Raw genomic sequence first — 20748 nt, 5'->3', positions numbered from 1 at the left:
AAGGCTACTTTACTTCAATAAGCTTCCAATCCATCCCTTCAAATACAAGCGGAATTGAGAACCCCTCAATGTCAAGTGGTTTGCCAGTAATGGCGTTGGTGGCCGAAAGCTTCTCCGAGGGGAGCCCGAGAATTTTAGGGTCTACTACTAAGGTAGTGGAAAGCGGTTCGCGCTTTAGATGACTTACGAATATTAGCGCCCTGCCATCTTTTGCAAATGCACTAGCCCTAACGGACGAATCCGAGCAAAATACACCAGACCCTTTCCAATATGGCAGCCACTTAGCCGATGGAGCACCAAACCGGTCAAGTGCCCCCCAAATAGGCACAACCTTCCGTAATTGGTTTTTGTTTATCGGACGAACCTCCACTCCATGCAACCAAGCAATTGCAATTGCTTCGTCAAATGAGAACGGGCGGCTTTCATAGCAGAGAAATTGCGCATCCAAGCCATGCGCATATCCCATGAACTCCGTTCGGAATTGGTCCAGCGGTATCTCAATCTTATCATCAGCCTTATAAACCTCGAATTGCTCACCATCCCAATAGCTATCACAGAATGAAAGCGTCGGAATCGTTAGGTTGTCAGACATGTGGACGTCGAGAATTGCATTGGGATTGTGCTTACGCACAACCTCAGCGATTTGCCGCATAAGGCTCCGAGCAGCAAGAATTGCATAGGTAGCATGAAGATTGCCATCAGCGTCGCGCCAGCCACAACCGTGCTTTTCATTCTGGCACCGAAATGCTTCGCTTGTGCCGTCAAAGTAAATGCCGTCTAAATCAAAGGTTGAGAAAAGCTCATCAATCCCTTTAACAAGCCAGGAAGCCCAGCCGCTCCTCGGACAGCAAGCATCGAAAGCGCGAAATTCGGGTTTATAGCTGGGAACCCAAGGTATAAGCGGTAAGATGGACCACTCATCATGATGGCCCTGCATTTCTGGCGCATTTCGAGCCAATCCATAGCCAACATATACAAGGAACCTGATTCCTCGCTTATGGCACTCATCAACCAGCTTGCGGAACAATTCCGGCGAACTGGGAACAAGCTGGCCATAATACGTGGGCCACATGTCGTGGTAAATTACAGTCTTAACGCCAGCCCTTTGAAGCAGGTCTAGAGGCATCCTGCCGTCCCTTCCTGGGGCAACCCAATCATAGGTGATGCCATGGAATATGCGCACCTTTGCTCGCCAATCAAACGAGACCGGCTTTACGGGAGTTGCTTGTATTCCGAACCTTATATTTATTGGCAAGCTGATGTTCTCAGGGTGGTCTAGCAAGGCGGCTTTAAAAAGCACTGCGGATTCTAAGCTTGCTATGGAAAGCGTGCTTTTTGCATCTTTTAGGTTCCAACCCTCGTCAGACTCACAACACCACGCCAGTCCTCTTTCTTCATCGCCAATCCAGACATAAGGCATGAAACCTCCACGCCAGTTTCCGCCAAGCTCTGCCAACCCTTGCGATATACCCTGCCCCCAAGTAAAATTCGCAGTATGCACATATTTCGCTGTCTCCTCACGCCGAGGAATAGACAGCGCTAGAGAAGACAGCCTCGTCGGTTGCTTTGGTACAAGAGTGATGTTATACCAACAAAAGCCATCGCAATCAGCCGTCATGCGTACCTTAATACCGAATGCCTGCGATTCTCCCTCCCATTCCAAAACTGCCGAGTCGCCATTGTTAGCGACCACCCTGCCCTTGCCAGCAAGCCCATCAAGTGCTGATATTGGGTCTACAACGAGGGTTATGGGGTTGGCAAGCAGGTCTTCACCAGCCGATTTTATCTGGGCTGGCAACAACATAGGCCCAAGCCTGATTATTCTGCCAAGGCATCTTATTTCTGCCGCAGTAGCCTTAACCGGCTCATATGGCGGCGGGACGGCGGCATGGGATATTTCCGCTGTCAGAAGGATTATCGCGCACAGGAGAAAATAAAGCATATCCACTGTTCCTGCCTCTCAGGATAATTGGCTACCAGTTTAGGGCTTGCGAATTGAGGTGTCAAGTTGCACCGGCAGCGAACTTCTCTCGAACCAACTTCTTTGCTGTTTCCTTATCGCCGGGAGAAAGACGGCCTTCGAGGACTTCCTCTAGAAGGAACTGCTTCACTTGCCTCAACTTCGGGCCAGGTGGAATGTTGAGTATTTCCATGATTTCCCAGCCATTTAACGGACTTTCAATCTTGTGAATCGGAATTTTCAATATAATTTTTTCTATCCTTTGTTCTAGCTCTTCTAATTCCTCAGTCGAGGCATGCGGCCCATAACCTTTTCTATCTGCCTTGCAAAGCGCAATGAGATCAGATATATCGTCACCAGCCTCGCGCATAAGCCTTTTGACTGCCGAGTCTTTCCACTCACTTCGGTATTCGCCGACCCTCATATGTAATTCGACTAAACGAACTACGCGCGAGATTTCGCTCTTTGGAAACTTTAGGCGATTTAGCACTCGACTGGCAATCTCAGCGCTCTTAACTTCATGGCCGTAAAAATGTATATGCCCCTCGCTGTCTACCGTTTTTGTCCGAGGTTTTCCTGCGTCATGAAAGAGAACAGCGAGCCGCAAGATAAGATCGGCTTGGCGCGGCAGTGACTCCAATGCATGAAGGGTATGCTCCCATACGTCATAGACATGACGGCCGCCCTGGGTAACGCCTTGCATTTCGAGAAGCTCCCAAGCAAACTCCTTGAGGAGACCAGCTTGCTTAAGCATTCGAATGCCACGCACCGGGTTGTCGCTTAAAAGAATTTTCACAAATTCGTCACGAATGCGTTCGGCGCTGATGATTGCCAATCTGGGTGCATTTCTCGTAATTGCCTCCCAAGTTTGCGGGTCTATCTCAAATCCTAATCTGACTGCAAACCTAACTGCCCTAAGCATCCTAAGTGGGTCGTCAAAGAAGGTAACATCGGGGTCGGTTGGCGTGCGAATTATTTTCGCTTCGATATCTGCTTTTCCCCGCCCGGTTAAATCAAGAATCTCGCCAGTGTGCAGATTTTTTAGAAGGGTATTTATGGAAAAATCGCGGCGCAGGACATCTTCATAAAGCCCAGCAAATTCGACCTCAGGCTTGCGACTCTCCGGAGTATAAACCTCTTTCCTTGCGCTGACAAGCTCCACCGTATGACCTTTGATTGTCACCATTGCCGTCCCAAAACGCGGGTAAGTTACAGGGCGGTGGTCGGCTACTCCCTTCTCGTATAGAAACTTTGCAAGTTCGAGGGCGCTGCCTTCAAGGACAATATCAACATCCTCTGTAGGTGGCAAGCCCATAATCTCATCGCGCACACAGCCGCCCACTAGAAATAACTTTCCCTCATAAGGCGTCCCTTTCGTGATTTCCCTAATTGTCTCAATGGCAGGGTTCATGGTTTGCAGCTACTTTATGTTCTTAACGTTTGTTTCTTATTATACCTAATTTGACAGTTCGAATGCCGAATTGATATGGTTTAATGGTTTTAAAGCCAAATAAGGTTTTGCAATTTTATATTCTCCAAAGTTATCGGGGTTGGGCATTCAAACTCTACCCAGGATATTTACAGTTTACCTTTTCACCAATGCTGAAGCACTGGCGAATCAAGTTGATTTTCACCGCCAGCCAGAGGGGACAATAGGTAGCATGGGTTCACCTGCCGTCGAGATGCGAGCGATAACAAAGCGTTTCCCCAGCGTCATTGCAAACGATAAGGTTGATTTTACTGCTTATCAGGGAGAATTGCATGCGCTTATCGGCGAGAATGGAGCCGGCAAGACGACCCTCATGAACATCCTTTATGGCATGCTGACTCCTGACCACGGAGAGATACGTGTCTTCGGCAAGCCAGTTAGAATACAAAGCCCGCGCGATGCCATTAGTCTAAAAATCGGCATGGTTCACCAGCGCTTTATGCTCGTGCAGGCTTTCACAGCGCTGGAAAATATCATTCTAGGTTGCGAGCCAACCCACTTGCTCCAAACCGACTATCGTTCAGCAGAAAAACGGCTTCGCGAGATATGCGAGCAGTTTGGACTCTATGTTGACCTTCACGCCCGAGTAGCCGACTTGTCTGTCTCATCCCAACAAAAAGTGGAAATACTCAAAGCCCTCTATCGGCAAGCGCGAATACTAATCCTCGATGAGCCAACAAGCGTGCTTGCACCACAGGAAGTGGAAAGCCTGTTTGCCATGCTCAGGCGATTGGTTGAAGACGGCATGTGCATCATCCTTATCAGCCACAAGCTCCGAGAGGTGCTGGGTTATTCCGACAGGGTGACGGTTCTTCGACATGGTAAATCCGTCGCCTGCCTTGAAACCACCTCAACGACTGCTGAAGAACTTACTCGACTGATGGTCGGCAGTGAGGGCAATTTTGAAATACCGAGGCAGGTTGCAAAAACAGTAGATTTAACAAGCGAACCCATCTTAAAAGTAAGCAACTTGAGAGTAATTGGGGAATCCGGCGTACCCGCAGTTAATGGGGTAAGCTTCGAACTTTACCCTGGCGAAATACTGGGCGTCGCAGGGATTGACGGCAACGGTCAGCGGGAGCTGGCGGAGGCGCTTATTGGACTTCGCAAAGGGTTAGGAAGCATCAAGCTTGATGGTCGGGAAATCATCGGTATGTCGGTCCGCCAGCGTCTTAAATTAAGAATTGCTTACATACCTGAGGACCGCCGCTTTGCTCTCCTGCTTGAGAATCGCATAATAGATAATGCAATACTTGGCTCACACTGGGAGGAACCAATTGCGAAGGCTGGCATTCTTAATATAAGGGCTTGTCGGGAGCATGCATCGCGCTTAATCGAGAACCTCAATATAAGGGCAATTGGTCCTGAAATGGCTGCCGGACAGCTCTCAGGAGGAAATCAGCAAAAGCTCGTGTTTGGCCGAGCGCTTGAGCGCGAGCCTAGACTGCTGATTGCAAGCCAGCCAACGTGCGGCTTGGACGTAAGCGCATCGGCAGAGGTGCGAATGCGCTTAATTGAAGCATGCAACCAAGGAGCAGGAATTTTGTTGATATCCTACGATTTGGATGAAATACTAAGCCTTAGCGATAGAGTAATGGTGATGTTCCAAGGTCGAATTGCTGGCATCTTAAAAGGAGAAGAGGCAACCCCCCAGAACGTGGGAGCACTGATGCTTGGAGAAGGCATTTTGCCATCTTCGTCAAAGGAAGAAAGCCAAGGTGGAGCATGAAGAGCGCCCCCATAATTAACAGGTTGTCGCCTTTCTTGCATGCGGCTGGCAATCCATTGGCAACGCTGGGAATTGCATTTGGGATTGGTGCGATAGTTATCCTAGCATCAGGAGAAAATCCCTTTGCCGCATTTGGCGCAATGTTCTCGGGCGCATTTGGAAGTGTTCCGGCAGTCTGCGAAACCATTGTCAAGGCAATCCCACTTACGCTTGCTGGGCTGGCGGTAGCACTAGGTCTCCGTGCGGGGATTTTCAACATTGGCGTAGAGGGTCAGCTCCTAATCGGCGGGCTTGCGGCAGCGTTGGCTGGCTACACTCTAAAACTGCCAGCGCCTTTGCATACCCCCTTATGCCTCATTGCGGGAATCTTTGGCGGTGCACTTTGGGGCTTCCTGCCTGGCTTGCTAAAGGCAAAACGCGGTGTGCATGAGGTCATCACTACAATCATGCTTAACTACATAGCCTTTTTCCTAACTCACTACCTTGTAACCAACCAATTTCAAGACCCCAACTCAATGGCGCCGCAGACGCCCGAAATTCAGCCAACCGCTTTTTTAGGTAGCCTCGGAGGCGCACATTGGGGAATTCTTATAGCAGTTCTTGGCGTTATCGGCTTTGCATTCCTAATGAATCGCACGGTAGTCGGCTATGAACTAAAGGTGGTAGGCACTAACCAGGACGCCGCCCGAGCATCCGGCATAAATGTGCCAGGGATGATTGTGCTTGCTATGTTATTTAGCGGCGGGCTAGCAGGACTCGCAGGCGCAGTCGAAGTTCTAGGGGTACACCATCGGTTCTATGACCAATTCTCCCCCGGATATGGTTTCGACAGCATCGCTGTCGCTCTTCTCGGTAATAACACTGCCGTCGGAACAGCGCTTTCAGCACTCCTCTTCGGTGCGCTGAGAAATGGCGCGGTAAGTATGCAGCTAATCACCGAAACGCCAAAGGAGATAGTCACGGTTATCCAAGCTATTGTAATCGTTCTTGCAGGGATGAAATTCCTCGGAAAGAGATATCCAAGGCACGCATCAAGCAACTAGCGGCAAAACTAGCCATGGCTTTCTGACCACTCCCGCGCCGCTTGGACAAGAGCATCTATATTCTCAGCTGATGTGCCGGGATTCGTGCCGCCGCCAGCGGAGAGTATTATGCGCCCCCCAGTCCCATCAAGCGCTCGCTTGGCGCTTTCTCTCACCTGCTCCGGCGTCCCCTCTGCCATCACCTGAAGAGGCGGAACATTTCCCATTAGGACTACCTTGTCTCCAATCCGCCGATAGAGTTCGCCAGCGTCTATTAGATGGCTGAAATTCAAGATATCGAATCCCGTTTCTGCCAGGCGCTCGGCAAATGGCTCAATATTCGCATCATTGTGATAGAGTTTGAGCATGCCATTAAAAGCATCAAATATTCGCTTAAGATATGGGTGGGCGAACTCTTCGTAGTCAGCTGGTGATAAAAGACCTACTATGTCATCAAGAACAAAAATTGCCTCAACATCGGGCAAGTTCTTTGCTTGGGCATCCAACCAGCGGATTACGGTTTCAGTGCAAATATCGAGCAAACGATGCGAGTTCTCAGGTTCAATTTTTATGTCTATCAGGAACTCGGTAATCCCCCGAATGAATGTTGCAAGTGCGAGCGGACCTCGTGCAGAGACTATGCGAATTGAATACCCCATTGGGGCAATTTGTTCTTGAGCACGCCGCTGAAGATGCAGCACAAACGGCATTAGTCCGTCATTTTGCGGCGATGGCACTGTTAGCCGGCTGACCTCAGAGATGTCGGAGAGCACAGGCGAAACCGAAGGTGGAGAATCCTTCCACCATGATACTTTGCACCCGTGCGCAGAGGGCTCAATCGCCATTCCGTATTCCACCCAAAAGCCTGGTATAAATATCACATCAGGGAAGCGCTCGACAACGTGCAGGTTCGCCTCCAGCCATTTATCAGGTTCGGTGAAGTATTCCATTGCCTCTATTCCCACAAACGGCGGAATCCAAGGGCTGTCAACTAATAATGCTACTGGAGGCTTGATCTTTGCTCCTTGCACAATCGCCTTCAATTGCTCGAATTGGTCTTTTCTCATCTGTTGCTCCTTACTTTTTTGGAAAAGTTGCGGAAGGCTATTCTAATTTCGAAAAAGCCAACGCTAATTTTTTAAGGCATATTAACTTCCCCAGGCTTAGCGCGGTTTCCCAGGGCGGCACCTTTTTCCATGCCAGCTATCCTAATAACGGAATCCTTTGCGTTCACCCAATACCTCAAGGTGAAATCAGTCGCAGCCGCCGCAACAGATTCCTTTGACTCGCCTGTAAGAATTAGCCACTGGCGGCCATTGCTAGCATTATGAAGTATGACCACTCCTTTGTCTTTAGGAATGCTTTGTGATAGATTGCCTATCAATATGTTTGTTTTCGGAGTGCCAACTAAAATTAGATTATCGTTCGCTATCCGCTCTTTAGGCAAATCCTCAACACTGCACAAGTAGAGTAATCTGCCTGTCGCAGATTGGAGAGTATTGAAGATTTGGTAAGCCATTTCCAATTCCTGCGCTGGCGAATCCTTGCCAAATGCAACAGTTATGGGATGGGCATAATCAAATTGCTTAACAACACCAGGTCCCTGGGGATACTCCACGAGGTCGGGCAAAATAGGGTCGCTGAACTTGGGCATCCCTTGATTAGAGGCAATTCCCCAGCCGTAAGCACTACCTCCTGGGTAGTCAACCTTGAGGAAGTGATGATAGGTGCCGACTTGCGCGCCGGGCATCAGCAAGATTTCGATACTTCCCTCCGCCTTTCCACCAGGTTTAATGGTAACTTGTGACCCTGTAAGCAGCCGCGATTTTACACCACCGAAAGCAACTGCCGAAAGCCTCAACGAGATTGTCCTACTAGTCTTGTTCTCGATAGTAAAATTAGCCGTGGCTCTGCCGTCCCTAAATACTGTCTCTCCAATTGTTATTGGAAACATGCGAATTGGAGAATCGGGCCGTGCATACCGCCGCATAAGCCCCATTAGCTCCACCGCTTCTGGTTTTGGTCGGCGGTCGAGATGGATTGTCTCATAATGGCGAATGCCTTGTCGAGTAAGCCGTGGATTCACGCTCAGCGTTTCCTGCCAGTGGAACTGCATAAATTCGGGTATCGCTCTCGGTTTGAGCATTCCGCCGTATATCTTTGCAAACTCCCTTGCTCGGGCTTCGGGAGTCCAGCGGGTCAATATCTTCCAATTGAACTCACCAAGCGTTGGCTCGCGGCAGATGGTTCGGGCATAGCCTGCCATGGCAAGTGCAATAGACGAAGTTGCGATGTCCCATTCTGGACCGTGTTGGTAGAAATGATATCCTGCGCGGTCGAAAGGCACTCCCAGCCGCAAGAGACGATCAAACATCCCAACATTGCAGTTGCCGCTGAGAAAAACCTGCGTATCAGGGGAAACTTTCTTGATTGCATTGTACTGAGCAGTCCAGCGTTCTCCATCACCTGGTTTTATCCCTGGGATTAGAATTTCGTTTTCCAACTCAACCCGCTTCACAACATCACCATACCGACGGACAATGGTTTGCATCCATTCCGGCGAGCCTGCTGTGTCTACCAACACTTTGAGCCCAAGCATGCGGCACTCACTCATGTAGAAATCAAGAAACGCTAGTGCATCTTTTCTATCCATCTCGCCGAGAAGCTCCAAGTGGTGCAGGCGCACCCAATCAAAACCCATCGAGCGAATGATTCGAAGGTCGGTCTTCATTTGAGGAGTTAAATCCCGCCATTTTTTCCATAGCTTCGGCGAGAAGGGCCACCAGCCTTCGCGGTCAAGACCAGACACTCGATAATAGTCAAAGTTCTCGCACATAGTCGAATAAGGGAAATAACTTGTTCCAAACTCAACAAATGGAACACCCAGGTCAACTATTACAGTATCGCCCAAATCAACCACGCGCTGAAAACCCGAATATACAAATAGTTGGCTATCCTCCCACCCAACCTTAGGCTTTTCAGCAATTACCAGCCGCCACCGCAGTTGAACTGGCTCACCTTTTATGGGAGGAACATAGGAAGTTGGCAACTGTGAACGTGTGCGCTCTTGTTCGGGACTTGGCCCAGCAATTTGGGAAACCAAATACACGCTGTCGCCATCTTTTCGGACTGCCTCACGGATGTAGTAGCTGTTGACGGCAATCCAGCGACCCGGTTTCTCCTCAGCGGTCAATCCCGCCGCAAAGCCATTTACTACTGCAAAGTGGAAACCACCCGCCTTCCAAGAGCACCAATCGGCGCCATGGGTCATTGTGAAGTTCCTGTGGTATTTGGTTGGTTCATCCGAACCCTCGATAACTTTCCCACACCAGCGCATTCTCAAGTGCTCGATTCCGGGTGTTGTAACTCGCCTCACAAGGGCAACATACGCCTTCTCCGAGTTGCCCTCCACCCTAGTAAGTTTTGCATCAAAATCAATGAATCCAGCGGCGCATGGCATGACCGAAATTTCGATGTCATAGCCGGAGTTCTGGCACTTACCAGTTATCAATCGTTTGCCCCTGAATTCGAAGTTTAACGGTTCAAAGCAAGACACTGCGTGGGCCGTGCCGGCTTCCGTGCCAGGCACGACCACTAACCCGAGCTCAACGCGCCCTATCTCCACGCCGCGGCAGAGAAGCCTAAGGCCGCTTGCCGTCGGCTCCACGGAGAGGATGCTTTGGAAAAGGAGACTATCTTTTTGGTGGCCATCTCCTTTTCGCGTTAAGCGCAGTTGCGAATGCCCGGGCATATCAATAAGCACATAAGCCCTTCCCTTTGCTACCTCTGCAATGCCATTTTTGGCCTCAAAATATCCATCTGCGGAATCCGTAAGGAAGGTAACTGGCCCCTTGTATGGCAGGTCATGATTGTTTCTAATCACTATTGACTGTATAGCCAAAGCAGAGGGCTCCATAATCAATATGACAAAGACTGTGGTAGCCCAAATGATGCGGTTGAGCAAGCTCATTTGGTTTACTCCGCGAAGTATGATGTAAATAGTTTAACGTGTAACCAGCCGTTCATCCCCATTCTAGCCGTGAGGTTGGAGAGTTGTCAAGTATCTGTAGACGCTTGACAAGTTTACCGAGTGGGAGTATTGTTGGTTACACGAATCACCATACCTCTAGGTTATGCTAGTTTGGGCTTTTACTTTTCCGGCATTCGTCTTTTCGTGCATTGCCAATCAAGGAGGTTAAAAATGCGAATTCTAACAGTAATTTTGTCTTGTCTAGCACTCGCCAGGCTAGCCGCGGCAGGTGTAATACCCGTTATAGCCAATCCTGGATTCGAAGAAGGCAGTGCAGGTTGGGGATGGTATTCCAGAGCCAAATGCACATATGCTGTAAGCAAGGAAAATCCTTACTCAGGCAGGCAATGCATTGTCTTCCATAATGAGAGCCCTCTCGAACCTGAGGTCTATGGCAGATTATTCCAGGTTATCGGCGTATTGCCAGCAACTGAGTATGAATTGAGCGTATGGGTTCGGGGAAAAAATGTTTCATCCGCAATACATTTCACCGATTGGAACTCTTACACCCTTAACATCCCAACTGGTAGCTATGATTGGCAAAAAATATCCACAAGGTTTCGAACAAAGAATGACCAAAATAGCCTAAACATTGGTATCAACGTAGTCAATTTATGCGATGAACTAGCGATTGATGACATTTCACTCAAACCCATCGGTTCCCCACTAGAAACGAAAGGCATAAATGGTTGGTTTCTAGCGCCAGGCACGGTTATTGGTGACAACGCTCCCGCCTCAGTCGCTATCTTTCTCAATTCTACACGGAAAAGCACAGCAACCGTCGAAGCTACAATTCGCGCTGGGAGCGAAATCATTTTCAAAAAGAGCGCCCAAGTAAAGCCGGGCGAAAACTCTTTCGAATGGGAGTGGAACAGCGGCAAGGCACCAGTTAGACAACTCGAATGCACCATAACCATTTCGGATGAAAAAGGCAAGGTTGTTGCCGGAACAAAAAAGATTGAGAAACTCGGTTCGGCAATTTCTGCCGATTTGGACAAGGTTGAAGCTAAACTCAAAGATTTCGATGCACTCTATAAAAAGTGCAAGATGAAAGGAATCCCCCTCGATTATCCGCGTGTAACGCGAACCATGGTTGAGCAATTCCTGCCGCTGGCACGGATGGATTTACAGAAGGGCGAGATAACGCGGGCTAATTGGGCTGTTGGCGATTTTAATCGCTCACTCGACAATGCCATGGCGGAGATGCAGGCATATCTCAAAAATCCAAAACTTGCACCAAACGCTGTTAGATATCGCACGAGTAAGGTTGAGATAAAGGGCTTGAGCTTTATTGGCGATAGGCAAGATTCAAGTGGCAAGAAGAGCCGAGGTCCAGTCTTTTTCTGCGGCTATGGGCACTTTGGCCAAGTGAGGACAGATATGCCTCGTTGGCCAGGCTACGGCGTGAACATCATTCAAATTGAGATTGGTCCTAGCGCTGTTTTCCCCTCGGAAAATGAGGTCAATCTCAAGCCTGCGCAAGATATTGTGAATGTTCTTGACCAAGCGGCAAAGAACAATGTGATGGTAAATATTCTCCTCTCGCCGCACTACTTCCCAGGTTGGGCATACCAGAAATGGCCACATTTAATGAAAGGCGGCGGTGGATTCTTTGGATACTGTGTGGATGCACCCGAAGCAAAACAAATAATAGAGAAGTTTCTTCGAACGGTTGTCCCTCTATTCAAAGACAAACCGGCTCTCCACAGCTTTTGTCTCTCAAATGAGCCTATTTTCGACCGTGCCGCCGGCTGCGATAACACACCAGCCATGTGGGCAGAATATCTTGCCAAAGTACATGGCGACATTGCAACGCTGAACGCACGGTACAAGACCCAATTTTCAAGCTTTTCTGAAGTGCCAATCCCTGCGAATGACCAGTATGACGCGCCGCAATTCTACGATTATGTCGTGTTCAACCAAGAGCGCTTTGCAAACTGGCACAAATGGAAAGCAGATGTTATTCATGAAATGGCTCCAAAGGTTCCTGTGCACGCAAAAATCATGGACTCGGCACTCCTTTCGAGGTACACAATCGCATGGGGCGTTGACCCAGAGCTTTTTGGCGAACTTTCACAAATTAACGGCAATGACAACTACGCGTTCCCAAGCGGCGAGACAATCGCCTGGGGCTCAATGAATATCGGCTATGACCTACAGCGCTCACTAAACAAGAAGCCGATATTCAATTCAGAAAACCACATCAGCCCAGACCGCTCGAATTATTACATCAAGCCAGAGAACTTCCGCACAGCGCTTTGGCAAGGAGCAATCCACGGCCAGGGAGCAACCACTATTTGGGTATGGGAAAAGACATATGATAAAGGTTCGGACTTCTATGGCAATGTGATGGACCGACCGGGGTGCGCAGAGGCCGTCGGGCGCACATGCCTAGACCTAAACCGTTTTGCAGCTGAGGTTACGGCTCTGCAGAACGTTAAGGCGCCGGTGGCGATTTTGTGGTCAAATACTTCTATCGCCCGAAACCAGCAATATCTAGATGCAATGTCCAGAGCTTACACAGCCTTGAACTTCTGCGGCATAAAGATTGACTTCATTTCAGAAAAGCAACTTGCTGCCGGCAAGGGAAGTGATTACCAAATCATCATGCTTCCAAATGCAACCCACCTGCCAGAGGCATCCTTTAAAAGCCTCCTTAAATTGCCGCCCTCCAGCCAATGCGTCATCTTCGGTAACCCACCATCTAAAGACCCATGGGGAAACGACTTTCCCGATAACGAAGTCGCCCAGCTTTCTAAGCAGGCGGTGATTATTCCTCTCGATGCAAGCACAGATAAAGAACTCTGGCCCAAACTGCTCTCACTGCTTGATAATATGAACTTACTGCCCGAGATTCGCGTTGTAGATGCATCAACCAACCAACCGGTATGGGGAGTGGAATGGCTCCCTGCCAAAATCGGCAGTCGAACGGTCATAAACATGGTGAACCTTCTAGAGAAACCGGTGGACGTAAGAATAGTTTCATCAGGCAGACAAACTACCGAGGATAAGCCAATGTCCCCCAGAATTCTGCAGGCTCGAGATCTCCTTTCCCTCGGTGGGCAGGCAAAGGTGCGAACACTAAAACCAGTAACGCCTGTACTAGCGGAAGTTGGGCAATAAGATATGTAGAAAATAAATACTCAGTTTTCTTAAACTCAATCAAAAACTATGTCAAAAACACAACCGACAATTAAAGATGTTGCCAGGAGAGCAGGGGTTTCACACGCCACAGTGTCATATGTTCTCGCTGGCAGTAAACACGCCTCGAGGATAAGTAAAGAAACAAAGCTCAGAGTATGGGCTGCAGCGGAGGAATTAGGGTATAAGTTTAATCCAGTAGGCCGAGCCCTCAAGCGCGGACATACCGATACTATTCTTTTGCTAATTGTTACTTGGCAAATGGCTAAGTCACATTCGCAGACAGCAATGGCGCTCAGCCGCTCAGCAACAATGCGAGGGCTTCAGCTTACTGTAAATATAGTTAAAAACGATTCCGAGGCAGAGTCATTTTTGAATCACAGCATGATTAGCAACCACGAAGGATTATTAGTCCTGTGGGATTCGCCAGCAGTCGAAAAGAGCACGCTAGCCCAGCTTGCCAACGAGGGGTTGCCCGTGATTGATCTTCTTCCGGGCGCCCAAGGAAACATCGAAAGCGTCGCTGCAGACCGCGAACACGCCGGCTACACCTTAACGCGGCACTTAATCGAACTAGGACACCAGCGCATAGCTTTTATCGGGGACACAATCTCTCGCATAAAGACCACCATGCAGAAATACGCCGGCTATGAACGGGCGCTTCGTGAGGCAGGAATTGATATTGACCCCAGCCTCATGCAGAATGTTGAAGGGTTTGGCTTTGACGGCGGCTTTCAGGGTTTTCAAGAACTTATTACCCGCCAGCTGAATTTCACCGCCGTAATTTGCATAAACGACCCTATGGCACTTGGCGCCATGGCTTGCGCCCAGTTCATGGGCATGCAATGTCCACGCGATATCTCATTCGCCGGTTACGGAGCGTTTGATGAAGGTGAGTACTGGCACCCCTCCCTCACCACCGTTGGCCTTTCTGCGGATTTGGTCGCAGAAAGTGCAGTAAATGAGATTGTGCGGCTGCGAAACAACCCAAACGCCAAAAGAGCGAATATATACATCCCCGGCGAACTGATTATCCGAGAATCAACCGGTCCCGCTCCATAGGCGTCTGAATAAAAAGGAGGAATCAATAATGGGCAAACAATCATGCAAAATGACTAGACGAGAGTTCGTCGTAAAAGGAGCCGCGGCCATCGGAACACTTACAACAGGGCTCTCATTATCAAGACCTGCATTCGGGGAAAAGCGACCAAACATCCTATTTATATTAACCGATGACCAGCGATACGACGCCATGGGCTTCATGGGCCGGCCATCATTTCTAAAGACGCCAAACCTCGACCGCATCGCTCGTGAAGGCGCTCACTTTGAAAACGCATTCGTAACCACTGCGCTGTGCTCGCCAAGCCGCGCCTCATTTTTAACTGGCACCTATGCCCATAGGCATGGCGTTGTGAATAATGAAGCTAATGACCCAGACCCCTCATGTCCAACGTTCCCTCTTCTCCTTCAAAAAGCCGGCTATGAAACAGCATACATTGGCAAGTGGCATATGGAACCGAAGGCTGACCCCCGACCAGGTTTCGACTATTGGCTCAGCTTTAAGGCTCAGGGCATATACGAAAACCCAAACCTTAACGAAAACGGACATGAGTTTCAAGCAGAAGGTTATATGACCGACTTACTAACCAACTACGCCGTCAATTGGCTAAAACGCAAGAGGAGCAAGCCCTTCTGCATGATACTTGCACACAAAGCAGTTCATAGTCCATTTACCCCTGCGCCCAGGCACAAAGACGCATTCCCCAACGCCGAGATTCCAGAACCCGCAAGCTACAAGGACACGTTCGAGGACAAACCCGAGTGGATGCGGCGAGCGTTTACGTTCGGAGTCAGGCGAGAGCGGTGGATTGCAAGCCTGAAAGAGCCCGCCCCCCAAAAGGTCGAACGGGGTGAATGGAACCCTCGCGAGCCAAGGCGGCTAGATTACTACAGAACGATACTAGCTATTGATGAAAGCGTGGGACGAGTACTTGATACCCTTGAGAAGACTGGTCAGCTTGATAACACCGTTATTGTCTTTGCAAGCGACAATGGCTTCTTCATGGGCGAGCATGGCTTGGGAGACAAGCGATTGATATATGAAGAATCAATTCGCATCCCACTTCTTATGCGCTACCCAGAGATAATAAAACCTGGAAGCAAGAGAAAAGAAATGTTTCTTAACATAGACCTTGCTCCAACACTCCTTGATATAGCAGGAGTAGACATTCCCAAAACAATGCAGGGGCGTTCAATCCTACCAATCCTAAAAGGCAAGAAAAGTGAGTGGCGCGAGTCATTCCTATACGAATATTTCCGAGAAGAATGGGCAGCAGGAATACCCTTAATGCTAGGAGTTCGTTCAAAAGATTGGACATACTGTTCTTATCCCGATATGAACGATATTGAGGAGCTATATGACCTTCGAAATGACCCGACTCAGGTTCGCAACCTTGCTCTAGATTCGGCACATCTGGAGAAACTACAGGAAATGCGTGCTGAGCTTGAGCGATTAAAGAAGGAAACAGAATATCCAGAAGGTAAACAGTTGGGAGCGCCGCCAGTGGGGCCCATAGAAGAAGCTAAGGTAATCGAGGGGCTTGTGCTTTCCTTTGACTTTGCTCGCGGCGATGCGACTGATGTGTCTGGGCATGGAAACAAGGGCATTCTACACGGCGGACAATTTGTAGAAGAAGGCGGCAGAAAAGTCCTCAAGCTTGAAAAAGGGGATTATATTGACGTTTCAAGTTCACCCGCCCTCAATCCTTGCATGACGCCATGGACAATTGAAGCGCTCATCAAAGGCAAGGAAGGCGTCGTCATTGCTCAGGGAGGCGCAAGTTTTGGCTACTCCCTCTATCTCGATGGCGGCATCCCTCGATTTGCATTGAGGTCAGAGGAAACCTTAACGGAAATTGCAGGGAACAACCCAATAGGCAACGACTGGGTACGCCTCACGGCAGCCATTAGAAAACATGGCATCGAGCTGTACGTAGACGGCAAGCTAGTTGCATCCACGGGGAATGCGGGACTTCTTCCTGCCAAACCGCACGAAGGTCTACAAATCGGTATGGATACAGGAAGCTTGGTCGGCAGCTACTCGAAATCAATTCCATATAGCGGGCTAATTGAGTATGTGCGCATTTGGGCAGGAGAACACAAAATTGAATGATGGCTGGCGGCTATTGCCTATCCTAAGCGATTCCTCCAATATAAAGAATATAAAGTAAAAGCCCCAACATAAAAGGCGAGAATTCCCAAGCCTGCTGGTTCAGGAACTGCCGCCATATTCGATTCATCAAACCATGTTGAGCCATGCTGAGTGAACTTCGGAATCCAAGGGCGACTGCCGTCAAGCGCTCCCGACCCAGAAACAACCGCTGCAACATGGGTAACGAATGCCAAGCCAACTGGCTGCGGACCATTACTGTTGATTAGCTTACCGTTGGGCTTTGGTTTATATCTAAAGACAGCAGATTGCCCTGGCCCTATTGCACATGGTGTAAAGTATTTCTTGCTTGAGTCTGCGATTTTAAATTTGTTGCCGCTCCATGTCCAGCCTTCAGGAGCCACCCAAGAAAGTGGTTCCTCCACCTGAAAAGGAATTAATTCCCAAATCAAAACATCGTACTCACGACAAGCATCTCCAGGGAGGGAGGAGTTATTAAAAAGAGTCCATGTATATTCACCTTCAGCAAATTTCCAAGTTACTGACGTAAGGCCACTTGTAACCGCAGAATTCCAACCCTGGGCGTGTGCCGTTAAGGTAAGCAAGACGATGAGCATGCCGGCAAATACAAAAGCGGCAAATATCCTGCGCAGTAAAATGTTCACCAGGATCCCCTTTCAACGAACGAGAAATCGCTCAACCTTCATTCTGGCAATGCGCAGGAAAAACTTTAGAGCATAAATACCCAAATATTTATACTAGTTTTCTGATTGCTTACTTGACAAAAAGGCAGTAGCGATATAAACTAGATAGGTTAGGGTAAGAATGAAGAGGAGGCCCAAATGAGGCTTAAAGTTCCTCGAATACAAAGGGCAGTTTTTCTTTCCTTAATTTTGCTTTGTTTGAACGCCGTAGCCCCTGCCAGCTCGCAAACAGAAAGCATCCCCACGACTGCCCCGCCTAATCCTGCGTTCCTGAGATATTTTCAAGAGACCGCTCTGGTGAGTTCCGAAGCCAACCAAAGCATCGCAACAGGCCTTATACCACCGCCACTCGACCTTTCACACTCTAAAGGAGAACGCATCTCAACCGCTCGCACTCTAGTAGGATTCCCATCGTCATTTGACCTGCGAAATCTCGGGAAGGTTACCCCAATAAGAGACCAAGGTTCCTGCGGAAGCTGCTGGGCGTTCGCAACTTATGGCTCAATGGAGTCTTGCCTCCTTCCTAATGAAACATGGGATTTTTCAGAGAATAACTTAAAGAACCAACATGGCTTTGACCCAACATGCTGTGCAGGCGGCAATCATTGGATGTCAACAGCATATCTTGCGCGCTGGAATGGCCCAATCATCGAAGGAGACGATATCTATAACGCCTCAAGCTGCACATCACCAACAGGGCTTGCAATTCGAAAACATGTCCAAGCAGTTGATTTTATTCCAGACAGGGCGGGACCACTCGACAATGACAACATTAAGCAGGCTGTAATGACCTATGGAGCGGTATATACAACCTTCTATTGGAGCTCCTACTATTATAATTCCTCGACCTGCGCATACTATTTCAACGGCATGGGAGTAAGCAACCATGCGGTGTGCATTGTGGGATGGGATGACAACTATCCAGCAAGCAACTTCTACATCACCCCTCCCGGTAATGGCGCCTTCATCATCAAAAATAGTTGGGGCACAAGCTGGGGTTCGAACGGATACCTTTATATTTCATATTACGACACTTGCATTGGCACCGATAATGCTCTCTTCCGCTCTGCAGAGCCAACAACTAACTTCAAACAAGTCTATCAATATGACCCCCTCGGCTGGGTATCAAGCCTTGGTTACGGCAACACAACTGGCTGGTTTGCTAATGTCTTCACTGCAGCCACTAGCGATTATCTCGCGGCCGTTAGTTTTTATGCTGCTTCGCCAAACTCCAGCTACGAAATATATATCTACCTCAACCCAACATCCGGACCAATCAACCCAAGTGGCCCTGTCGCAAGCAAGGTTGGCAGTCTAGCGAACGCCGGGTACCAAACAATCTCCTTGGATTCGCCGGTTCAACTTACGATTGGTGAAAAATTCTCGGTTGTAGTAAAGCTAACGACACCCGAGTACAACTGGCCGATTCCATACGAACACCCATTCCCAGGATACTCGAGCGCTGCAACAGCAAACAGCGGCGAGAGTTATGTTAGCAGCGATGGAACATCATGGAATGACATCACTAATTACGTTTCCAATGCGAACGTCTGCTTAAAAGCCTTTACAACAGATGCAATCGGCTTGTCGGTCACGCCAACTTCAGAAACGTTCTCATATGGACCGGTTGGTGGGCCATTTAACCCGCCAAGCCACACCTACACTCTAACAAACAACAGCAACTTAACCATCAATTGGAGCGCAAGCAAGACCCAGCCTTGGGTTAGTTTATCCAGCGAAAATGGCACTCTTGAACCTGCCGAAAGTACGAACGTTGTGGCTTCGGTTAACTTAAATGCAAACAGCTTACCCGCCGGCGTATACTCCGATACGATTACTTTCCTAAACACAACCAATGGCGTAGGTAGCACCACTCGAAATATCATTCTAACTGTGCGAGATGGCAGCCTACGGGTAAGCCCAGACACCGCTTTCGAATCAATAGGAGAACCTGGTGGACCATTTTACCCTTCCAGCATTACCTACACCCTAACCAACATCGGCTATTCAAGCCTGGATTGGAATGCCACCAAGACAGCGTCATGGATTACCCTTTCCAAAACTTCCGGTAATCTCGAGCCCGGGGCAAGCGAGGACGTGATTGTATCCATCGGGGCAGAGGCGGCAACCCTGCCGGTTGGGATTTACAATGATACGGTGACATTTACAAACACAACTAATGGCGATGGTGGCGGAACCCGAAACGTAAAACTCGAAATAGCAAAGAACTACCGCATGGAAACCATACCAATAAATTGGATAGACCCAACTAACCATACAACATATACTCTTTCCGATGACGGCGTTACCCCAGCCCTGACAATACCGTTTACTTTCACCTTTTACGGCACAGCATACACTCAACTTTATGTGGCAGCAAACGGTATGATAGGGTTCCTAAACAATGGCCTTGATGCGTTTTCGAACACGGATATACCTAACCCGGCCGCACCAAATGCAGTACTTTACCCCTATTGGGATGATTTAGACCCATCTGCCGCTGGCAGTGTGAAGGTTGGCACTGAAGGCACTTCGCCCAACCGCCGATTTGTAATAAGCTGGGTTGGCGTACCCCACTACTCCACACCCTCAAAGCCGTTCACATTCCAAGTTGTTCTATATGAGAACTTGAACGACATAGTCTTCCAGTATCTCGAGGTCCAGCCTGACGATACTAATTGCGGAGCAGGACGAAGTGCGACAATTGGAATCGAAAACTCATCCGGAAACATGGCATGCAAGTATTCCTATAATGGCAGTACACTGCTCTCGAACAATCAAGCGATTAGATTCACCATGCTTCCCAGAATTGGAATCGAAACCGCAAAGAGCTTGCCAAATGATGAAATAGTTGCCATCGATAGGGCAATTATCTCTGCCTCATGGTCCAGCCTTTTCTATATCGAAGCTGACGACCGCCGATGTGGAATTGCCGTTTCAAAGCCATATCATGGACTCCAAACTGGAATGCGGGTTAATGTCGTCGGCACAATGAAGACAAACTCAAATGGCGAAAGGTATATAGAAGCAATAACAGCCGAACAATCGCCGCCCCCCGATAATACCGGCACAGTTGAACCCCTCTTGCTTTCAAACCGCGACCTAGGCGGCGGCGATTGGAACTATGACCCAATAACTGGTGCAGGCCAGCGGGGAGTGTGTGACAAGATAGGCAAACCTTCTCCTCAGACATGCAACATAGGCCTCCTCGTTTGCACGACGGGACGAGTAACCTATTCCAACCCATCTTATTCTTATTTTTACATAGATGACGGCTCGGGAATAATGGATGCGTCTGGCTATCCAGGCATCCGCGTGTTGCGCAGTGGTCTTTCAACTCCTGAGGTAGGCAAGTATGTGGTGGTTACTGGCATAAGTTCATGTTGGAAATCAGGTTCGGATATCTACCGTCTTCTTCGTCCGCGAGTTCAATCCGACATTGTCGTATACGACTAAACGCTGCAACGCCCCCAATAAGAACATTCACATGCACTTGTGCTTTTA

At 48.9% G+C, this 20748-nt stretch carries 11 protein-coding genes; 6 read left to right on the top strand and 5 right to left on the bottom strand.

Translation table 11 applies throughout. The annotated features are described in order from the left end of the window. Positions 1 to 4: 4 nt before the first annotated feature. Both QHH26_11190 and QHH26_11185 read right to left on the bottom strand, forming a co-directional pair. A complete protein-coding gene (locus tag QHH26_11190; protein ID MDH7482519.1) occupies positions 5 to 1942 on the bottom strand; it encodes a DUF6067 family protein in 1938 nt (645 codons plus the stop codon). 61 nt (positions 1943 to 2003) lie between these two features. Next, on the bottom strand, positions 2004 to 3371 hold the full coding sequence (locus QHH26_11185; protein ID MDH7482518.1) for a CCA tRNA nucleotidyltransferase: 1368 nt from the start codon (positions 3369 to 3371) through the stop codon (positions 2004 to 2006). 139 nt (positions 3372 to 3510) lie between these two features. Between QHH26_11185 and QHH26_11180 the strand changes: the two genes are divergently transcribed. Together QHH26_11180 and QHH26_11175 are read left to right on the top strand one after the other, a co-directional pair. Beyond that, complete coding sequence (locus QHH26_11180) at positions 3511 to 5178, top strand: ABC transporter ATP-binding protein (protein ID MDH7482517.1); 1668 nt, start codon at positions 3511 to 3513, stop codon at positions 5176 to 5178. Further along, positions 5175 to 6221 (top strand): ABC transporter permease, encoded by a 1047-nt coding sequence (locus QHH26_11175; protein ID MDH7482516.1) that lies wholly within the window; start codon positions 5175 to 5177, stop codon positions 6219 to 6221. Before QHH26_11180 ends, QHH26_11175 begins: the two co-directional genes overlap by 4 nt. A gap of 8 nt (positions 6222 to 6229) precedes the next feature. On the opposite strand, the gene QHH26_11170 is transcribed toward QHH26_11175, so the two are convergent. Further along, on the bottom strand, positions 6230 to 7267 hold the full coding sequence (locus QHH26_11170) for a uroporphyrinogen decarboxylase family protein (GenBank protein ID MDH7482515.1): 1038 nt from the start codon (positions 7265 to 7267) through the stop codon (positions 6230 to 6232). A 71-nt stretch (positions 7268 to 7338) separates the two neighbouring features. Next, a complete protein-coding gene (locus QHH26_11165) occupies positions 7339 to 10170 on the bottom strand; it encodes a hypothetical protein (GenBank protein ID MDH7482514.1) in 2832 nt (943 codons plus the stop codon). Positions 10171 to 10401: 231 nt separating this feature from the next. Between QHH26_11165 and QHH26_11160 the strand changes: the two genes are divergently transcribed. From QHH26_11160 to QHH26_11150, 3 genes are read left to right on the top strand one after another with little or no spacing between them, the layout of a single operon-like run. After that, positions 10402 to 13353 carry a beta-galactosidase gene (locus QHH26_11160; GenBank protein ID MDH7482513.1) on the top strand — a complete coding sequence of 984 codons (2952 nt, stop codon included), beginning with the start codon at positions 10402 to 10404 and terminating at the stop codon, positions 13351 to 13353. Positions 13354 to 13401: 48 nt separating this feature from the next. Continuing rightward, complete coding sequence (locus QHH26_11155; GenBank protein ID MDH7482512.1) at positions 13402 to 14433, top strand: LacI family DNA-binding transcriptional regulator; 1032 nt, start codon at positions 13402 to 13404, stop codon at positions 14431 to 14433. A gap of 28 nt (positions 14434 to 14461) precedes the next feature. Beyond that, positions 14462 to 16543: a sulfatase-like hydrolase/transferase gene (locus QHH26_11150; protein ID MDH7482511.1), complete on the top strand. Its 2082-nt coding sequence runs from the start codon at positions 14462 to 14464 to the stop codon at positions 16541 to 16543. A 17-nt stretch (positions 16544 to 16560) separates the two neighbouring features. On the opposite strand, the gene QHH26_11145 is transcribed toward QHH26_11150, so the two are convergent. After that, positions 16561 to 17205 (bottom strand): hypothetical protein, encoded by a 645-nt coding sequence (locus tag QHH26_11145; GenBank protein MDH7482510.1) that lies wholly within the window; start codon positions 17203 to 17205, stop codon positions 16561 to 16563. Between the two features lie 177 nt (positions 17206 to 17382). Here QHH26_11145 and QHH26_11140 point away from each other — a divergent pair, with 177 nt between their 5' ends. Then, positions 17383 to 20700 carry a lectin like domain-containing protein gene (locus tag QHH26_11140; GenBank protein MDH7482509.1) on the top strand — a complete coding sequence of 1106 codons (3318 nt, stop codon included), beginning with the start codon at positions 17383 to 17385 and terminating at the stop codon, positions 20698 to 20700. Positions 20701 to 20748: the final 48 nt, after the last annotated feature.

The sequence above is a fragment of the Armatimonadota bacterium genome, from assembly GCA_029907255.1.
Classification (GTDB): Bacteria; Armatimonadota; UBA5829; order DTJY01; family DTJY01; genus JAIMAU01.
The sequence above is the reverse complement of the archived record's forward strand: the minus strand, read 5'-3'. Positions and strand labels throughout refer to the sequence as shown.